Here is an 18113-nt window from a genome sequence, read left to right on the forward strand (position 1 = left end):
AAATCCTTATTTTTGATAACCTTGTGGGGCGTAAGCAAATGTGCTAGAAATCCCGCGAAGTCTGGTGATTGCCTTGCTGATATGCTCTATGGCATAATCAATCTCAGCCTCTGTATTAAAGCGAGAAAGAGATAAACGAAGCGCTGTGTGAGCTAGCTCTTTATCTGCGCCGATTGCTTCCATGATCGGGTTGTTTTCTAGTGCTTCGCTAGCGCATGCTGAGCCCGTGCTAGCAGCGATTCCAGCTTTGTTTAGATCCCAAAGCATAGCCTCGCCCTCTACGCCTTGAATCGAGGCTAAAATCGTATTTGGCACGCGAATTTCGCGCTCTCCCACGACATAGACATGTGGAATTTCAAGCAAAGCGTCCTCTAATTTATCGCGTAGCCTTTTGACATGCGAATTTTCAAAAGCCATAAATTTATTCGCTAACTCCATTGCCTTGCCAAGTCCCACTATGCTAGCGACATTTAGCGTGCCAGATCTGCGCCCACCCATGTGTTCGCCACCGTGAAGCAAGCTAGTAAGCGGTTTGCTATCTTTGATATATAGCGCGCCCACGCCCTTTGGAGCGTGAAATTTATGTCCAGAAAGGCTTAAAAAATCCACGCCTGCTGCGCGCACATTTACAGGGATTTTTCCCATTGCTTGCACAGCGTCTGTGTGATAAAGTGCGCCAAATTCGTGCGCGATATCTGCGATTTGCTTTACAGGGAAAATCGTGCCTGTTTCGTTGTTTGCCCACATTACGCTAACAAGGGCTGTTTTATCGTTGATTTTCTCTCTTAGTTCATCAAGGCTGATTAAGCCATTGCTATCCACGCCTAGCCTGATGATTTTTACCCCGCACACTCGCTCCAAAAACTCACAGGTCGCGCTAATAGCTGGGTGCTCGACAGAGCTGATTATGATGTTGTCCTTTTCGCCTGATAAAATTTTGTCATAATAAATACCTTTTAAAACCCAGTTGTTGCTCTCTGTCGCACAGCTTGTGATGACGATATCGTCCGCATCTGCTGCGCCAATCCCCTCGTATAGCTCGTCCATAGCCCGTCTTAGAGCCGGGTGGGTTTCGCTACCGAAGCTATGTAGTGAATTTGGGTTTCCAAATTTTTCACAAAAATATGGCTTCATCGCCTCGAAAACTTCGGGATCGACCATAGTTGTAGCGTTATTGTCTAAATAAACACGCTCCATAAATTTCCTTTCTTAAATTTTTATTAATGAGATATATTTAATCTTTTGAAAGCTAGTTTGATAATATAATCATTAGACTAAATTTCACCTTAACTTACCGACGCTAAAATCCAAATGTTTTTGGCGAATTTATCAAATCAAAAAACTCTTTTCTAGTGTCGTTTCGGCTGATAAATAGTCCGCGCAAAGCCGAAGTTGTCGTGGTGGAGTTGATTTTTTGCACGCCACGCATTTCCATACACATGTGGCGGGCTTGGATTACGACGCCCACGCCAAGGGGCTTGATGACCTCTTGAAGCGCATTTGCGATTTGTTCGGTGAGTTGTTCTTGGATTTGCAATCTTCGCGCGAAAATATTTACCATACGCGGAATTTTGGATAGTCCAACGACCTTTTTATTAGGTATATACGCCACATGCGCACGCCCAATAATAGGCAAAAGGTGGTGTTCACAAAGGCTGTAAAATTCAATATCCTTAATAAGCACCATTTCATTATTTGAACTCTCAAAAAGTGCGTCATTTAGCACATCTTTGGGGTCTTGCTCGTATCCGCTAGTAAGAAATTCATACGCTTTTGCCACACGCATTGGCGTTTTTATTAACCCTTCGCGCTTAGGATTTTCGCCAAGCAAAGTTAGCATTTTAGCGACACAAGAAGCGAATTCTTCCCTGCTTTTTTCGTCCATATTTTTCCTTTAAAATTTTTCGCGCATATTACTTAAACTCCCCTTTTATAACGCTAAAATTTAAAAGCAAAATTTAGCCCCAAACAATAAAATTTGCCAAATTTTAAAATTATTAAGCAAAATTTTGGTATATTCTGCGCTTTAATTTTAAAATTTTTTAAAAGGAAATTTATGGAAATCAATGCAAAGCTAACAAACTCTGCTAACGCAGTAGCAAGCACAAAAATCGATGCAGACACTATCGCTAAAAAAGTAGATGATCTTGCTAAAAAAGCCGCCAAAAACCTTAAAATTGACGGTTTCAGAAAGGGCAAAGTCCCAGTAGCAGTCGTGATGAAACGATACGGCGCGCAGTTAGAACAAGATGCAAAACAAGAGATTTTTAAAAATATCATCGACGAATCAATCAAAAGCGTAAATAAAAAAGCCGATGAAGTAATCGGCGAGCCAATTTTTTCTAAATACGATGAAAAAGACGGAAATATCGATGTAGAGATGGAAATTTCTTTCCGCCCAGAGGTTAATATCGACGGATACGAGGAGCTAATCCCTGAGTTTTCGACACCTCGCGTAACCAAAAAAGAAATCGAGGACGAGATAAATAAAATTTTACTAATGGTCGCTCCACTAGAAAAATCAGATAAAACAGAGCTTGAAAAGGGCGATTTTGCCAAATTTGACTTCAAAGGTTTCGTTGATAATGAGGCTTTCGAGGGTGGCGAAGCGAAAGATTATGTGCTTGAAATCGGCTCAAATCAATTTATCCCGGGTTTTGAAGACGGTATGATTGGACTAAAAGTCGGCGAGGAGCGCGATGTAAGCGTGAAATTCCCAGCTGAATACGGCGCTAAACACCTTGCAGGAAAAGACGCGATTTTTAAAGTAAAACTACATGAAATTCAGTGCAAAAAACCAGCTGCTGAGCTTGATGAGGATATGCTAAAACGCATACTTCCAGGCGAGGAAAAACCTACAAAAGAAAAGGTTGAAAGCACGATTAAAGAACAACTCAAAAACGACAAACTTCGCAAAAAAATCGAAGAAGAGTTAAAACCAAAAATGGCTGATGCTTTGGCTGAGAAATTTAACTTTGATTTGCCAAAATCAATCGTCGAGCAAGAGATAAATTTACAATTCAACAACGCTTGGCGCTCATTTGATGAGGCTACAATCGAAGAATTTAAAAAAGATCAAAAAGCAATTGAGAAAAAACGCGATGAATTTAGAGCTGGCGCAGAAAAAAGCGTAAAAATCACATTTTTAATCGACGCTTTGGCTAAAAAACGCGGTATTGATGTAAGCGATCAAGAGCTAATCCAAGCTATTTACTTCGAAGCCTACTCAAACGGCCTAGATCCAAAAGCTCACCTTGAAGAATATCGCAAAAGAGGCGTTTTACCAGCTGTTAAAATGGCGCTAATCGAGGAAAAACTTTTCAACAATATTTTTAGCAAAAACAAAGACGACAAAGAAGGCGAATAATGTTTTTACCTTATGTAATCGAGCAAACAAGCAGAGGCGAGAGAAGCTATGATATCTACTCTCGCTTGCTTAAAGATCGCATTGTAATGCTAAGTGGCGAAATCAACGACGATGTAGCCAGCGCAATCGTAGCCCAACTGCTATTTTTAGAGGCAGAAGATCCAGACAAAGATATCTATATGTATATCAACAGCCCTGGTGGCGTGGTTACGAGCGGATTTAGCATTTATGATACTATGAATTACATCAAACCAGATGTCAGCACGATCTGCATAGGTCAGGCTGCTTCAATGGGCGCATTTTTGCTTAGTTGTGGCACCAAGGGCAAACGATATGCCCTACCAAATGCGCGCATTATGATTCACCAACCTCTCGGCGGTGCCCAGGGCCAAGCCACCGATATCGAAATCCAAGCAAAAGAAATTTTGCGTATGAAATCGCAATTAAATCAAATTTTAGCCCAAAACACAGGCAAAAATTTAAGCGATATCGAAAAAGACTGCGAGAGAGATTTTTTCATGAGCGCGAAAGAGGCCAGCGAGTATGGACTAATCGACAAGGTATTGGAAAAGAGCTTTAAATAATGGTTTTAGAAATTCTTACATATCCGAACAAAAAACTCCATGTTCGCTCCAAAGAGGTCGTCAAATTTGACGATGAGCTGGCGAAATTTTTAGACGATATGTATGAAACCATGATAAGCAAAAACGGCATTGGACTAGCTGCTATCCAAGTGGCTAATCCAATCAGAGCCGTTGTGATAAATTTAGCCAACGAGGAGGGCGTGCAAGACAAAGCCGATTTGCTCGAACTCATAAATCCTGTAATCACACAAAAAGAAGATGAAATCATCTACCAAGAAGGCTGCCTTAGCGTGCCGGGATACTACGAAGAGGTTAAAAGAGCGCGCAAAATCACGCTAAATTACCAAGATAGAAATGGCGAAAAACACGAGCTAAGCGCCGATGAGCTTTTAGCCGTGTGTATCCAGCACGAGCTAGACCACCTAGACGGGCACCTTTTTATCGAGCGCATAGGCTACAACAACCGCAAAAAATTTGACAAAGAATACTGCAAAAACAAAAAAGAAAAATCAAAATGAAATCTCTAAAATGCGCTGTTTTTACCGATACTTTAATCAGTGTCAGTGTAGAAAGCACATTTGTAAGAGGCCTTCCTGGCTTTAATATCGTTGGCCTTGCAGGGGCTACGATTAAAGAGAGTGAAAGCAGGGTAAAAGCGGCTTTGATGAGCCTAAATTTCAAATTCCCAGCCTCTAAAATCATTATAAATCTCTCCCCCTCTGATGTGCCCAAAAACGGCTCGCACTTCGACCTTGCAATCGCGCTTTTAATCGCTTTGCAAAAAGAGAGCTTTGGGGACGATTTTTTCGTATTTGGCGAGCTTGGACTTGACGGCACGCTTAAATCCACAGCCTCTTTGTTTTCGACACTGCTGTTTTTAAGCGCACATGTGAAAAATGCTAAAATTTTAGTCCCAAAAGAAATCGCGCTTAGAGCCTGCACAATCCCAAATTATGAGGTTTATGCGGTCGAAAATTTAGCAGAAGCGATTAGATTTTTTAGCGATGATGAATTTGCTGCGTCCTGCCTTATGAGCGAAACTCACCCGATTTTTAAAGATGTTATCAAAATAGGCAGTGAAATTTATGTCCCAAACCGAAATTTCACCCTAAATTTCAAAGACATAAAAGGCCAAGAAAGAGCCAAAAGAGCGAGCCTAATCGCCGCTAGCGGTATGCATAATATACTTTTTGAGGGTAGCCCAGGGTGTGGTAAATCAATGTGCGCTAAACGCATAGCCCAAATTTTGCCACCTCAAAGCGTGAGTGAGATTTTGCTTTCGTGCGCTTATGAGTCATTAAATAACAAAAATGTCGATTTTAGCGCACTCAGAGCCTTTCGTTCACCTCATCACACAAGCACTAGAAGCTCGATTTTCGGCGGTGGTTCGCTTGGAGCGCGTATCGGCGAGGTGGCTTTGGCAAACGGCGGCGAGCTGTTTTTCGATGAGCTTCCGCACTTTGGAAAGCAAATTTTAGAAAGCCTGCGAGAACCGCTCGAAGATAATAAAATTTTAATCTCGCGGGTAAATTCCAAAACCGAGTATGAGACGAAATTTATCTTTGTCGCGGCGCAAAACCCCTGCCCGTGCGGACATTTGTTTTCGCAATCGACCTCGTGCTCATGTTCGGCAAACGAAATCAAAAAATACAAAAGCGTGATTTCTGGGCCACTGCTTGATAGGATTGATCTATATGTGGCTATGGACGAGGTCAGCAAGGACGATAGATCTAGTATATCTAGCGAGGAGATGTATGAGAGGGTGGTGTGCGCCTTTCGCGCGCAAAAGCTAAGGCAGCAAAGCGAGCTAAACGCGAAATTAAGCGATAAGGATGTGCAGAAGTTTTGCGTTTTGGAATCAAGCGCGCAAAATATCCTAGAAAGCGCGATTAGCAGGTATAATCTAAGCCAAAGAGGGATTATAAAAACCAAAAAAGTAGCGCGAAGTATCGCTGATCTAAGCGAGAGCGAGGTCATCGCAAAGGCCCATTTACTCGAAGCTCTGAGCTTTCGAACTAGGAGCGAGATATGAAAAATTTGTATTTTAGCACAGCCGAATTTGACAAAAACGCAAGCCAAAATTTAGGCATTGATGAGAAAATTTTAATGGAAAACGCCGCTAGTGGCGTAGAAATTTTAATCCGCAAAAAGCTGAAAAAAGGGGCAAAAATTTTAGCCCTATGTGGCGCAGGAAATAATGCAAACGACGCTATTTGCGTGCTTCGCAGGCTAAGCGGGGATTATTTGTGCGAGGCGTTTTTAATCTTTGGTGAGCCAAAAAACGAAATGTTTAAATTTCAAAGCGAAATCGCCAAAAAAGTCGGCGTGAATTTTAGCCAAAATTTGGAAAATTTCAAATTTGACTGCATAATCGACGGCGTTTTTGGAAGCGGTTTATCGCGCGATATGGACGAGAAAGTATGCGAGATACTAGGGCGTGCTAACCATGCCAAAGCCCTAAAAATCGCCATTGATATCCCAAGCGGAATCGATTTGGCTGGCGTGCCAAGACCTATGGCGTTCGAGGCGGATTACACGGTGTGTATGGGGGCGCTGAAAATCTCGCTTTTTGGCGATTTGGCAAAAGATTTTACCGGCAAGATAAAACTGGCAAATTTAGGCATTTGTGAGGATAAATTTGCCAGTGCGCCAGAGGCGTTTTTGCTAGAAAAGTCCGATTTACGCCTGCCATTTCGAAAGAAAAAAAACACAAACAAAGGCGAATTTGGCCACGCCTTTATCGCCTCTGGCGAAATGAGTGGCGCAGCCCAGATCGCCGCCCTTAGCGCGCACGCAATCGGCGCAGGGTTGGTAAGCGTCGTAGGCAAGGTAAAAAATCTAAATCCGATTTTAATGCGCAAAAACGAGTTTTTGGGCGCTAGCGCAATCGGGGCTGGTATGGGGCTAGGAGGGGCGAAATTTGACACGCAAATCCTATCTAACACGCCTTGCGTCATCGACGCGGATTTGTGCTACTCTGACTCGATCATTGAAATTTTGCAAAGCAACGAAAACGCCGTTATCACGCCACACCCAAAGGAATTTGCCGCCTTGCTAAGCTCGGCAAAAATTGCAAATTTAAGCGTGAGCGAAGTGCAAAAAGACCGCTTTGCCTTAGCGCGCAAATTTTCGCTTGCTACCAAATCCGTGCTCGTGCTAAAAGGTGCAAACACCATTATAGCGCATCGTGGCGAGCTTTTTGTGTGCGAGAGGGGAGTTAGCGCGCTAGCCAAAGCAGGCAGTGGCGATGTGCTATCAGGCCTCATCACAGGGCTTTTAGCCCAAGGTTATAGCTCGCGCGAAGCCGCGATAAATGGCGTTTTGGCCCATGCCTTAGCTGGGCGAAATTTTAGGAAAAACTCATATTCACTAAACCCATTTGACATCATCGAGGAGATAAAATGGTTACGAAAAAAATAGCCGTGCTTTTTAGCGGCAGCGGAAGTAATTTAGAGGCGATTTTAGAAAAGCTTCATGGCAAAATTTTTGGCGATATTAAAATCGAAGTCGTGCTAACACTAACTAACAAACCTAACGCGTTAGGTATCCAAAAAGCCGAAAAATACGGACTAACAAGCGTTGTTATTGATCATAAAGCGTTTGTTAGTAGAGAGGAATTTGACGCAAAAGTAGTAGAAGTTATCAAAAAAAGTGGCGCCGAGCTAACTGTGCTAGCGGGCTTTATGAGAGTGCTTACGCCGGTATTTTGCGAGCAAATCAGGGCGATTAACCTGCACCCGTCGCTTTTGCCACTTTTCAAGGGCGCACACGCAATCGATGAGAGCTTTGCAAGTGATATGCAAGTGGGCGGTGTGAGCGTGCACCTAGTCAGCGCAGAGCTTGACGGGGGCAAAATCATAGCCCAAGAGGCTTTTGCCAGAGATGGCAAAACGCGCGATGAGTGGGAAGCCAAAATCCACGAAATCGAGCATGAAATACTGCCTCGCACAATAGTTAAAATTTTAAAAGGTGAGATTTAAAATTTGGTTTTGATTGAAATTTGCACCGCTAAATTTCAATCAAATTTGATTAAGTTTATTCGGTTTTTCCAAGCATTTCTTTGATTTTTTCTTTCACTTTTTGCAAATCATCACTCGATAAAATCCCCGTTAAATTCTCTATTTCTTCCACGCTTTTATCCCACCATTTAAGACCCAAGAGCAAATTTATCATCTCATCATCGAAGCGTTTTCGCACTAGCCGTGCAGGGTTTCCGGCGACTATGCTATACGGCGGGATTTCGCCACCGACTACGCTATTAGCGCCGATTATCACGCCATCGCCGATTTTAGCTCCCGGCAAGATGAGCGAGCGTTGCCCTATCCACACATCGTTTCCGACCACCGTGTCGCCTTTGATTGGCAGTTTATCAAGGCTAGGCGGATTTTGCGAAAAACCCTTAAAAATATAAAACGGAAATGTGCTAACACCGCCCATAGCGTGGTTTGCGCCGTTCATCATAAACTCCACCCCAAAACCTATTTGACAAAATTTGCCGATGATTAGCCTATCGCCGATAAAATCATAATGGTGCGTAACCTGCCTCTCAAAATCCTGCCCAGCATAATAGCTAAATTCGCCGACAATTATATTTGGATTTTTTATAGTCGGCTTTATATAGGTTACGCTTCCTAACCCCGATTTTAAGGGGAAGATTTCATTTGGATTTGGGAGAATTTTCATATTTACTCCATATAGCTACTTATCTAATGCTTTACACGCAAGTGTTTCGCCCAATTCACAAGCTTTTTCATAATATTTTTTGGCTAAATTTTCATTTTTTTCAAAAGGTATTGACGAATAACCAATTTGACGACTAAATGCAAGACAACTGCTTCTATCGCCTTTATCGCACTCTTTTGCAAATAAATTTATACTTTTTTTATGAACTTGTTCGGCTTTTGTAAAATCCATTATTCCAAAATTAAAATCCTCATAAACCCTACTAAGGTCTAAACAGCCTTCCGCACTTCCGTTTTCGCACGATTTTTCTAAAAAGCTTAAATATGTTTCTCTAATTTCTTGTATCTCTTTTTCTTTTAGTCTTTTTTTACCTACTTGATGATCATAAAATTTGGAATTTAATAATGTTTTACAAGCATATAGGCTTCCTTTTTCACAATTTGTTTTAAGCATAGGTATGAATTTTTTATATGGTTTGTTCGGATTATAAATTCTTTTTATACAGCTTTCTATATTATCTATGCCACTTTCACACTCTTTTTCATAAATTTGGTGTGCCTTTTCAAGCATTTTTTCGCCATAAGCTTCATCTCTATTCATCATTTTGCGAGTTGTTAATTCCCAAATTTGCAAACAGCTATAAGCCACGCCGTTTTTACACTCCTTTTCATAAAGCCCTTTGGCTTTTTCATAGTATTGCTCGGCTATTTCTCTATTATTCTCTAATTTTTCACCAAAATAATGCTCATAATGGTCGTATCTATGTCCTGTATAATCACACCCTTTTGCACTCCCACTTTCGCACTCTTTTTTTTCAACTTCTAGGGCTTTTTTCCAAATTTGTGGTTCATCTTTTTTGTCAAAATGATTTGTATATAAAGCACAACTTAAAGCATCGTTTTTTTCACACTCATTTTTTAAAAAAACCTTTTCATAGGCAAATGGCAATTCGTTATTTAATAAACCACTTTCATAGCTCCTAGCCAAGAGTGTGCAAATTTTAACATCTCCGTTTTCGCACTCTTGTGCGAATTTATCCGCTATATCGCCAAATGCGACATTTAAAAATATAAAAATTAAACAAATCTTTCTCATTTTTTGCCTTTTAATTTAAATTTTATCCGTAAATTTTCTTTAAATTCCCCAAATTTGCACTCGCATTTAGCAAAAGTAAATCGGCTAAAATCAGCCGTAAAAGTGCCGTGCAGACGACACTGCCACGCACTCCGATACAAGGATCGTGGCGACCACGAAGCGAACAAATCGTTTCATCGCCGTTTTTATCAATCGTCGGCTGGTCAGCAAAAATGCTAGGGGTCGGCTTAAAATGCGTTTTTATGATGATTTGCTCACCTGTCGTGATACCGCCTAGAATGCCCCCTGCGTGGTTTGATTTAAAGCCATTTTTATCCATAAAATCATTATTTTGTGAGCCAAATTTGAGCGAGCTTTCCACGCCGTCGCCGATCTCTACTACTTTTACTCCATTTAGCCCCATAAAAGCTCCGCCGATTAACGCGTCAGCCTTAGCATAAAGTGGCTCTCCAAGCCCCTTTGGCGCGCCATTTGCGATTGTTAGCACACTCGCACCCACGCTTTCGCCGTTTTTCTTTAAATTTGCTATAAGCTCTTTTTGCGAATTCTCCACACCCTTATCAAGCGCGAAAATCTCGCTATTAAGGGCATTTTCGAAGTCTAAATTCTCAGCCTTTATCTCGCCCACGCTTAAAACTCCACTTTTCACGCTCACGCCAAATTCATTTAAAAGCATCTGCGCAAACGCGCCACCTGCGACCCTTATCGCCGTTTCTCTTGCCGAGCTTCTGCCACCGCCTCTGTGATCCCTAATGCCGTATTTAGCAAAATAGCCAAAATCAGCGTGTCCCGGACGAAAAAGCTCTTTTAAATTTTCATAGTCTTTTGAGTGCTGATTTGCGTTGTAAATCACAAATCCAATCGGTGCGCCTGTGCTGAGCCCGTCAAACACGCCACTTAAAATCTGCACCTCATCGCTTTCTTTGCGAGAAGTGGCAAATTTACCGCCGGGTTTGCGTCTGTCTAATTCGGCTTGTAAAAATTTAGTATCGATTTTCACGCCCGCCGGAAAGCCGTCTAAAACGCCGCCAATCGCCACGCCGTGGCTCTCTCCAAAAGTCGAAAGCCTGAGTTTTATACCTAGTGTGTTCATTTTTTTATCCTAATTTTTTTCTAAAATCTCAATCGCAATTTTTGCTGCCTTTTGTTCGGCCTCTTTTTTGCTGTTTCCGATGTCCCTAGCAAACTCCTTGCCACCCACGAAAACCGCCATTTCAAAGCTTTTTTTATGATCTGGGCCGGTTGAACCTAGCAAGCGATACTCGGGCGTAACGCCGAATTTCGCCTGCGTGATTTCTTGAAGCGAGGTTTTATAATCCTTCACAAGCTCGTTAAATTCGATTTTTGGATAAATTTTTTCTAGCAGAGTGGTTACGATTTTGGCCGTTTTTTCTAGCCCCACCTCCAAATACAGCGCGCCAATCGTCGCCTCAAAAGCGTCGGAAAGTAGCGAGTTTTTCTCCCTGCCGCCGTTTTTTTCCTCGGAAGCCGACATATTCAGACACGCCCCAATCCCCAAAAACCTAGCAAATTTCGAAAAACTCGTCTCATTGACAAGTGCGGCGCGCAGTTTGCTGAGATCGCCCTCATTTGAGTTAAATTTCACAAACAAATACTCCCCCACTATCAAATCCATAACCGCGTCGCCCAAAAACTCCAATCTCTCGTTGTTTGCGCCATTTTTGGCGCTTCTGTGCGTTAGCGCGACCGCAAGCCTTGCCTTATCCTTAAATTTATAACCAAGTTTTTCTTCTAAATTTGATAAATTTTGCATTTTTTTCCTTTATTAAATTTGCAAAAATTCTTAAATTTAGCAACGCTCATTGCAAAATTTAAGCCTTTTTATATTTTTGCGCCTCGCCCCTAGCTAGGCTGTCGCAAGCCTCATTTTGCGGGTGTCCAGCATGACCTTTGACCCAAATTGCCGTGATTTTATGGCCATTTGCCACTCTGATATACTCCCTCCACAAATCCTCGTTTTTTTTGTTTTTAAAATCCGTTTTTATCCACTTATGAAGCCACGAATTTATCGCATTTACCACATACTGACTATCTGTGATAAGCTCCACTTCGCATGGCTCTTTAAGCGCTTTTAAGCCCATAATTGCCGCGGTTAGCTCCATTTGGTTGTTTGTAGCGCACGCACTGCCGCCGCACTCGCATTTTTTAGCGCCTTTGTATTCTAAAATATACGCCCAGCCCCCAGCTCCCGGGTTTCCAAGACTGCTACCGTCGCTAAAAAGTCTGACTGATTTCATTGTTTGCTTCCGAGATTTTCGCGCCAACACCAACGCTAGCCATTTCGTAGCACACAGGGCAACGATGAGAAAATATCCCCACTTGGCTTTTGCATTTCGCGCACGAATACGAAAACGCTAAACTAGCCCCCGCAAATCCCGCTTCCTTCATCGCTACAAGGGCGTTTATTTCGAAAATTTGGCTAGGTTTTTCTGGCTTTTTCTCGCTTCTACCAAGCGCATAAAACAGCGCATTATAGTCGCTATCGCCCAAATTTACGGCTGTTTTTAGCGGATAGATTAGATCAATCACCTCGCTCAAATTTGGAAATTCGCTAAATTCGCCAAATGGCTCTTTGTTTTTGATAAAAAGCTCTATGCAAAATCTCTTTGCACCCTTGAAATTTAGGGCTAAAATTTGCCTTATTTTCTCGCTAAATGGCGTGTTTGCGTCATTTGCTATGATTTGAGCTCTGATATATTGCGCGCCTTGCCAGACATCTACGCCTTGTTCTTGCAGCGCGTCTAAAACCTGCAACGCCTCATCAAACCTGCGAAGCCTCTCATAAATCACGGTTAGGTGATTTAGCGCGGTTTGATTGCGTGGGCGCAGACGCAAAGCCTCCAAAAACACCTCCTCAGCCCTGCCCATAAATCCAGCTTTAAAATATACAATGCCTAAATTTGTCAGCACAAACTCCCTTTGTGCGCCGTTTGTGGTTTTATTTAGCGCGATTAGATAAATTTCAATCGCCCGCTCATAATCCCCGCTTTTGACAAAAGAATTCGCTAACACCCCAAGGGTAGGCTGATCGATTTGCGGGCTTGATAAAAGCTCGCGGTGAGCGTCGCTAAGCGCGTCGAGGGTGTCAAATTTTTTGATAAAATTCTCTAAATTTGTCCTTTCGTTTTTTTTGTGAAAAATCCCCCAAACATAGCTTAAAACGCTAACTAACAAAATAATGCTGATTAAAACAATTAGCCCAAAAATCGGATCGCGATCATCAAGAAAAAAATTGTCCAAATTTCGCCTCGTGGTATAAAATAAAGGGCGATTATAGCAAAGTGTGGGTATAATTTGCAAATGATTAAAAATGAAAGTATTGAAAGGCTTTTAGCCGTCGCTGATATCGTAGATGTCGTAGAAAGATATGTCCCGCTCAAACGCTCTGGCTCAAATTTCGTCGGAATTTGCCCATTTCACGATGATTCGCACCCTAGCATGAGCGTAAGCTCACGGCTTGGGATTTTCCACTGCTTTTCGTGCAAGGCTGGTGGAAATGCCATAAAATTCGTCCAAGACTACGAAAAGCTAAATTTCAAAGAAGCCGTAGAAAAGCTAGCCTCGATGTATGGTTTCGAGCTCGAATACACAAACGAGCGCAATTTTCAGCGCGAAGATAAAAAAATTTTAGAAATCCTAAACGCCTTTTACCAAAGTCAGCTTTATAACAATCCTAGTGCGGTAGAGTATCTGCACTCGCGCGGTCTTAGCGATGAGACGATACAGAAATTTGGCCTTGGCTGGGCTGGATCTAGCGCGCAGACAATCCGTGTTTTGCAAAACGAGCAAATCGAAGCACGCGACGCCTTTAATGTGGGCGCGATTAAGCAAAACGAGCGCGGAAGCTATGCTAGCTTTATCGAGCGCATTACATTTCCGATTCACAACCACACGGGCAAAATCGTGGGCTTTGGCGGGCGCACGATTAGTGGCAATCCAGCCAAATATGTAAATTCGCCCCAGTGCGCAGTTTTTGATAAATCGCGGATTTTTTACGCTTACAATCTAGCTAAAAAAAGTGCGTATGATAAAAAAACTCTCATCATCACAGAGGGCTATATGGATGTCATAATGCTTCACCAAGCAGGTATCGACAACGCAGTAGCCGTGCTTGGCACAGCTTTGACGCCACTACATTTGCCACTGATTAAACGCGGGGATTTGCGCGTGATTTTAAGCTTCGACGGAGATAGCGCAGGAATCAACGCTGCGATAAAAAGCGCAAGACTATTATGCGCAAACGGGATTGATAATAGCGTGGTTATCATAGGCGGTGGCGCAGATCCAGCCGATATGGTGCAAGCTGGCAAAGTGCGCGAGCTAGCCCAAATTTACGCTAATGGCATGGAGGGCGGAGAGTTTTTGATCAGACAAATCGCCAAAAAATACGATCTAACCCGCCCCGTGCAAAAAGAGCAGGCTCTAAATGAAATCAAAGAATTTACTAACGCGCTAAATCCCGTGGTAGCGCAGTCATATACGAGTTTGGTAGCGCAAATTTTAGATGTTTCGCCTAATGCGTTTTCGCTAAGTTCAAATTCGGGTGCGAGCGCAAATTTCGCGCCAAAGCCGAGTGCCAAAGCCGAGCCAAACCCGCCAAAACCAGAAAGCTCAAATTTAAAAGACATAACCGAGCTTCAAGTCATAAAATCCATGCTTTTAAACGAAAATTTCATGGCAAACGGCCTAAACTGCCTTAGCGTGCAGGATTTCCGTATGCATGGCAGGGTGTATGAAGCCCTAATATCAGCGCAAAAAAGCGAAGATGACGAGCAAAGTCTGCGCGCGCTTGCCTTGGATAATAAAATTTTAGCCATTACAAATGAGACGAATTTTATCAAGGCCTGCATGCTTCTTCGTCGCAGGGTTTTAGAGGAGCAAATGCAAAAATTGCTTGTTTCAAACGACCCCGACAGGCTCGATAAAATCCTCGAATATCAAAAAAAAATAAACGAATTAAAAGGAAAAAAATGAAGGCACTCGCACTTTTTAGCGGCGGGCTAGATTCGATGCTAGCCATAAAATTAATAACTATGCAAAATATCGGCGTTACGGCACTTTATATGGATATTGGCTTTGGTGGTAAAGATGATAAAAGCGAGATTATGAGCGAGCGAGCGCGCATGGCTGGGGCTGAATTTTTGCGCGTGGATATCAGAGATGAGTATTTGCAAAATGTGCTTTTTAGCCCAAAATACGGCTATGGCAAGCAGTTTAACCCCTGCATAGACTGCCACGGGTATATGTTTAAAACCGCGCTTTCTATGCTTGGTGCAATGGGGGCTAGTTTTGTGATTTCTGGCGAAGTGCTAGGACAGCGCCCGATGAGCCAAAGAGCCGCTGCAATGGCGCAGGTGCGCAAACTAAGTAGCGATGAAAATAATCTAATCTTGCGCCCGCTAAGCGCGAAACTAATGGCACCAAGCGCGCCTGAAATCAACGGCTGGGTCGATCGCGAAAAACTGCTAGATATCAGTGGCAGGGGGCGAACGCGCCAAATGGAGTTAGCGGGGGAATTTGGCTTTGATGATTACGAAACGCCAGCTGGCGGGTGTTTGCTTACGATCCAAAGCTACGCTGATAAAATCAAAGATATGATGAAATTTGAAAAATTCGAGACTTCGCAGGACGCTGAAATTTTAAAATTTGGCCGTCATTTGCGCCTAAACGGTGGCGCAAAAATGATAATCGGACGCAACGAAGATGATAATGCGCGCCTAAGAAATATCCAAAATCCTAAATTTACTCGCATTAAATTTACCGAGCCACTCGTAGGTGCATATTCGCTAATTTCGCGCGATGCTAGTCGCGATGACATGGAGTTAGCGGCGAAATTTGCGCTAACTTATATGAAATTTCAACCAGGCACAAGCTATGAAGTCATCATCGAAAATGAAAAATTTATAGCCACGCCGTTTGAGGATAAGGCCGAAGCGCAAAAATATTTTATTAGCTAAAATATTATATAATACTAAATATACTATATAAGTTTAAGAAAGAGAGGTATAGACTATGGAAGATATTGTAAGGCGCAAGTTTGTGAAAATGGCAGGAGCCGCGGCGGCACTTGGTGCTCTCTCAAACTATGCTAGCGCAGCGGAGAAAAAAGAGGGAACAAACGCGTCTAAAAACCCAGTCCCTGGTGTCGGCGGAGAACGCTATATCCCGTATGACCAGCGCAAAGGCCCTGAGTCTTATGTATATTTTACAAGGGATCTTTCACCAGCAGGACTTACTAAAATATTTGACAAGATTAAAAGCGTATTAGTTGGCAAAGTCGCACTCAAACTCCACACCGGAGAGCCACACGGACCAAATATTATTCCACGCCCATGGGTAAAAGAGCTTATGAGTTCTCGTCTTGCTAATGCCTCTATTGTAGAGACAAACACCTATTACGCAGGCGCAAGGTATAACACAGAAGATCACCGCAAAACTCTCGAAACAAATGGCTGGACCTTTTCTAGGGTAGATATAATAGACGAAGCTGGGACCGCGTTGCTACCAGTGCCACATGGCAAATGGTTTAGCCAAATGTCTATGGGAAAAAATATCCTTGATTATGATTCGTTTCTTGCCCTTACTCACTTCAAGGGACACATGATGGGCGGATTTGGCGGCTCGAATAAAAATATCGGTATCGGTTGCGCTGATGGACGAATAGGCAAAAAATGGATCCACTCCGCAGAGGGTAAAGATCAGTGGAGCATCAGCGAAGAAGAGCTTATGGAGCGCATGAGCGAATCCACTAAGGCAATAACGACATATTTCGCTCACAAAATCGCCTTTATAAATGTATTGCGCAATATGAGCGTTTCTTGCGACTGCGAAGGAACTGCCGCAGCTCCTGTCGTGACTCCTGATATCGGCATCGTCGCCTCGCTTGATATCCTAGCAGCAGATCAGGCATCAGTTGATCTCGTCTATGCCTTGCCAGAGTCATCAAAGCACGATCTCGTCGAGCGCATAGAAACTCGCCATGGTCTTAGACAGCTTTCATATATGAAGGAAATGGATATGGGCAACGACCGCTATCACCTGATAGATATAGATAACGGCGATGTGGAAATCAAAGTAGCAGACGCCGTAAAGGGTATCAGTGGAAAATGGGTCTCTGATGGTCAGTAAATAAAACTATCAGTAAAATTCATTGGGCATAAATTTAAAATTTTATGCCCAATCTGTCATTGCGAGAAGCGATAGCGACGAAGCAATCTACGAATTTAAAATTCAAGGTTAGTGTTTTTGCAAAATTTCAAAATTTTGCCTAAAATTTAAGAAATCGTTCAATGTTAAATTTCGCGCGAATTTAACACAAATTTCAATTCCACTCAGGCTGAAAAGTGCAGTGTGCGATACGCAAATTTTGCATTAAATTTTGCGATAATTCACCGATGATTTGCGAAAATTTATCTAAATTTTCCCTCTCTATGACAATATGAGCCGTCAAAACATAAAAATTATGCGTAATTTCGCTGAGGTGAATATCGTGCGTATCCAGCACAAACTCATGCGATAAAATTTCATTTTTTATGCTTTGTATAGGTATCGGCGAAGTCTCTAAAAGCACATTTACGCTATCTTTCGCCAAAGAATATGACCATTTTCCAATCACAAAGGCAATCATCATAGCCAAAACGCAATCCACCCAAAACGCACCCGTAAAATACACAATCACAGCACCCAAAATAACGCCAACCGAGCTTAGCAAATCGCTCATCATGTGTATGAAACTGGATTTTATATTTATGTTTTGCATATCGGCTTTGATTAGCAAAAGTCCGCTTATCGCATTTGCTACAAGCCCGATAAAAGCAGCCACCAAAAGGGTTTTTGCATCTATGCTTTCAGGGTTTATCAGTTTGCACACAGCCTCATACACGATAAAAAGGGCGAACCCAAAACTCATAATAGAATTTACAAAAGCGACTAAAATCTCAGCTCTAAAACATCCAAATGTCCGTTCATTTCCACCGCTAAATTCTGAAATTTTCACCGCAAAATAGCTTAAAGTCAAGGCAAAAGCGTGGCTAAACATGTGCAAAGTATCGCTTAAAAGTGCGAGAGAATTTGTAATGATAGAATAAACGAATTGAAAAATCATCGCAAAAATCGTAATTGCGATACAAATTTTAAGCATTTTTTTGTTTGTGTTCGCCCCCACTGCGTGGCTGTGATCGTGGTGCGAGTGAGCGTGGTCGCGAAAATGCTCGTGGCTGTGCGAGTTGCCATGAGAGTGGCTGTGCGAGTGTGACGCTTGGCTTGGGATAATAGGTTTATGGCTATAAAAATCGTGCTTGCAAGTCATGAAAAACTCCGTGATTAATTTGGCTAGCCTATATCGCAAATTCGCTTAAAATTTA

General features: G+C 42.5%; 18 protein-coding genes. 9 read left to right on the top strand and 9 right to left on the bottom strand.

Features of this window, described 5'->3' with window-relative positions:
• Window positions 1-6: 6 nt before the first annotated feature.
• Together OFO12_RS02265 and folE are read right to left on the bottom strand one after the other, a co-directional pair.
• Window positions 7-1197 (bottom strand): NifS family cysteine desulfurase, encoded by a 1191-nt coding sequence (locus OFO12_RS02265; protein ID WP_270868510.1) that lies wholly within the window; start codon window positions 1195-1197, stop codon window positions 7-9.
• 103 nt (window positions 1198-1300) lie between these two features.
• Window positions 1301-1885 (bottom strand): GTP cyclohydrolase I FolE, encoded by a 585-nt coding sequence (folE, locus tag OFO12_RS02270; RefSeq protein WP_270869311.1) that lies wholly within the window; start codon window positions 1883-1885, stop codon window positions 1301-1303.
• 171 nt (window positions 1886-2056) lie between these two features.
• Here folE and tig point away from each other — a divergent pair, with 171 nt between their 5' ends.
• Genes tig through purN form a run of 6 tightly spaced genes read left to right on the top strand, consistent with a single transcriptional unit; the run spans window position 2057 to window position 7931 of the window.
• Window positions 2057-3367 carry a trigger factor gene (gene tig / locus OFO12_RS02275; RefSeq protein WP_270858484.1) on the top strand — a complete coding sequence of 437 codons (1311 nt, stop codon included), beginning with the start codon at window positions 2057-2059 and terminating at the stop codon, window positions 3365-3367.
• A complete protein-coding gene (gene clpP / locus OFO12_RS02280) occupies window positions 3367-3951 on the top strand; it encodes an ATP-dependent Clp endopeptidase proteolytic subunit ClpP (RefSeq protein ID WP_270858485.1) in 585 nt (194 codons plus the stop codon). The genes tig and clpP overlap by 1 nt, the downstream gene beginning before the upstream one ends.
• The gene (def, locus tag OFO12_RS02285) at window positions 3951-4469 is read left to right on the top strand and encodes a peptide deformylase (protein WP_270869312.1); all 519 of its coding nucleotides are present in this window, start codon (window positions 3951-3953) and stop codon (window positions 4467-4469) included. Before clpP ends, def begins: the two co-directional genes overlap by 1 nt.
• The gene (locus tag OFO12_RS02290; RefSeq protein ID WP_270869313.1) at window positions 4466-5983 is read left to right on the top strand and encodes a YifB family Mg chelatase-like AAA ATPase; all 1518 of its coding nucleotides are present in this window, start codon (window positions 4466-4468) and stop codon (window positions 5981-5983) included. Before def ends, OFO12_RS02290 begins: the two co-directional genes overlap by 4 nt.
• Window positions 5980-7371: an NAD(P)H-hydrate dehydratase gene (locus tag OFO12_RS02295; protein ID WP_270869314.1), complete on the top strand. Its 1392-nt coding sequence runs from the start codon at window positions 5980-5982 to the stop codon at window positions 7369-7371. Before OFO12_RS02290 ends, OFO12_RS02295 begins: the two co-directional genes overlap by 4 nt.
• Complete coding sequence (gene purN, locus OFO12_RS02300; RefSeq protein ID WP_270869315.1) at window positions 7353-7931, top strand: phosphoribosylglycinamide formyltransferase; 579 nt, start codon at window positions 7353-7355, stop codon at window positions 7929-7931. Before OFO12_RS02295 ends, purN begins: the two co-directional genes overlap by 19 nt.
• A 55-nt stretch (window positions 7932-7986) precedes the next feature.
• Here the strand turns inward: purN and OFO12_RS02305 are convergent, their stop codons facing one another.
• The 6 genes from OFO12_RS02305 to OFO12_RS02330 are packed head-to-tail and all read right to left on the bottom strand — an operon-like array spanning window position 7987 to window position 12990.
• Entirely contained in the window at window positions 7987-8634 is a 648-nt protein-coding gene (locus OFO12_RS02305; RefSeq protein WP_270869316.1) for a CatB-related O-acetyltransferase, read from the bottom strand.
• A gap of 15 nt (window positions 8635-8649) precedes the next feature.
• The gene (locus tag OFO12_RS02310; protein ID WP_270869317.1) at window positions 8650-9729 is read right to left on the bottom strand and encodes a hypothetical protein; all 1080 of its coding nucleotides are present in this window, start codon (window positions 9727-9729) and stop codon (window positions 8650-8652) included.
• A gap of 22 nt (window positions 9730-9751) precedes the next feature.
• A complete protein-coding gene (aroC, locus tag OFO12_RS02315) occupies window positions 9752-10822 on the bottom strand; it encodes a chorismate synthase (RefSeq protein WP_270869318.1) in 1071 nt (356 codons plus the stop codon).
• 9 nt (window positions 10823-10831) lie between these two features.
• Window positions 10832-11503, bottom strand: coding sequence for a ribonuclease III (rnc, locus tag OFO12_RS02320; RefSeq protein WP_270864748.1), 672 nt, complete (start codon window positions 11501-11503; stop codon window positions 10832-10834).
• Window positions 11504-11561: 58 nt separating this feature from the next.
• Window positions 11562-11987, bottom strand: a complete 426-nt coding sequence (gene rnhA / locus OFO12_RS02325; RefSeq protein ID WP_270864749.1) for a ribonuclease HI — start codon at window positions 11985-11987, stop codon at window positions 11562-11564.
• The gene (locus OFO12_RS02330) at window positions 11965-12990 is read right to left on the bottom strand and encodes a tetratricopeptide repeat protein (protein WP_270869319.1); all 1026 of its coding nucleotides are present in this window, start codon (window positions 12988-12990) and stop codon (window positions 11965-11967) included. Before OFO12_RS02330 ends, rnhA begins: the two co-directional genes overlap by 23 nt.
• 60 nt (window positions 12991-13050) lie before the next feature.
• Between OFO12_RS02330 and dnaG the strand changes: the two genes are divergently transcribed.
• From dnaG to OFO12_RS02345, 3 genes are read left to right on the top strand one after another with little or no spacing between them, the layout of a single operon-like run.
• Window positions 13051-14724: a DNA primase gene (dnaG, locus tag OFO12_RS02335; protein ID WP_270869320.1), complete on the top strand. Its 1674-nt coding sequence runs from the start codon at window positions 13051-13053 to the stop codon at window positions 14722-14724.
• Entirely contained in the window at window positions 14721-15707 is a 987-nt protein-coding gene (locus OFO12_RS02340) for an argininosuccinate synthase domain-containing protein (RefSeq protein WP_270869321.1), read from the top strand. The genes dnaG and OFO12_RS02340 overlap by 4 nt, the downstream gene beginning before the upstream one ends.
• A gap of 55 nt (window positions 15708-15762) precedes the next feature.
• The gene (locus OFO12_RS02345) at window positions 15763-16878 is read left to right on the top strand and encodes a DUF362 domain-containing protein (RefSeq protein ID WP_270869322.1); all 1116 of its coding nucleotides are present in this window, start codon (window positions 15763-15765) and stop codon (window positions 16876-16878) included.
• 193 nt (window positions 16879-17071) lie between these two features.
• Here OFO12_RS02345 and OFO12_RS02350 read toward each other — a convergent pair whose 3' ends face one another.
• Window positions 17072-18058 carry a cation diffusion facilitator family transporter gene (locus OFO12_RS02350; RefSeq protein WP_270869323.1) on the bottom strand — a complete coding sequence of 329 codons (987 nt, stop codon included), beginning with the start codon at window positions 18056-18058 and terminating at the stop codon, window positions 17072-17074.
• Window positions 18059-18113: the final 55 nt, after the last annotated feature.

The sequence above is a fragment of the Campylobacter sp. JMF_04 NA10 genome, from assembly GCF_027737655.1.
Classification (GTDB): Bacteria; Campylobacterota; Campylobacteria; order Campylobacterales; family Campylobacteraceae; genus Campylobacter_B.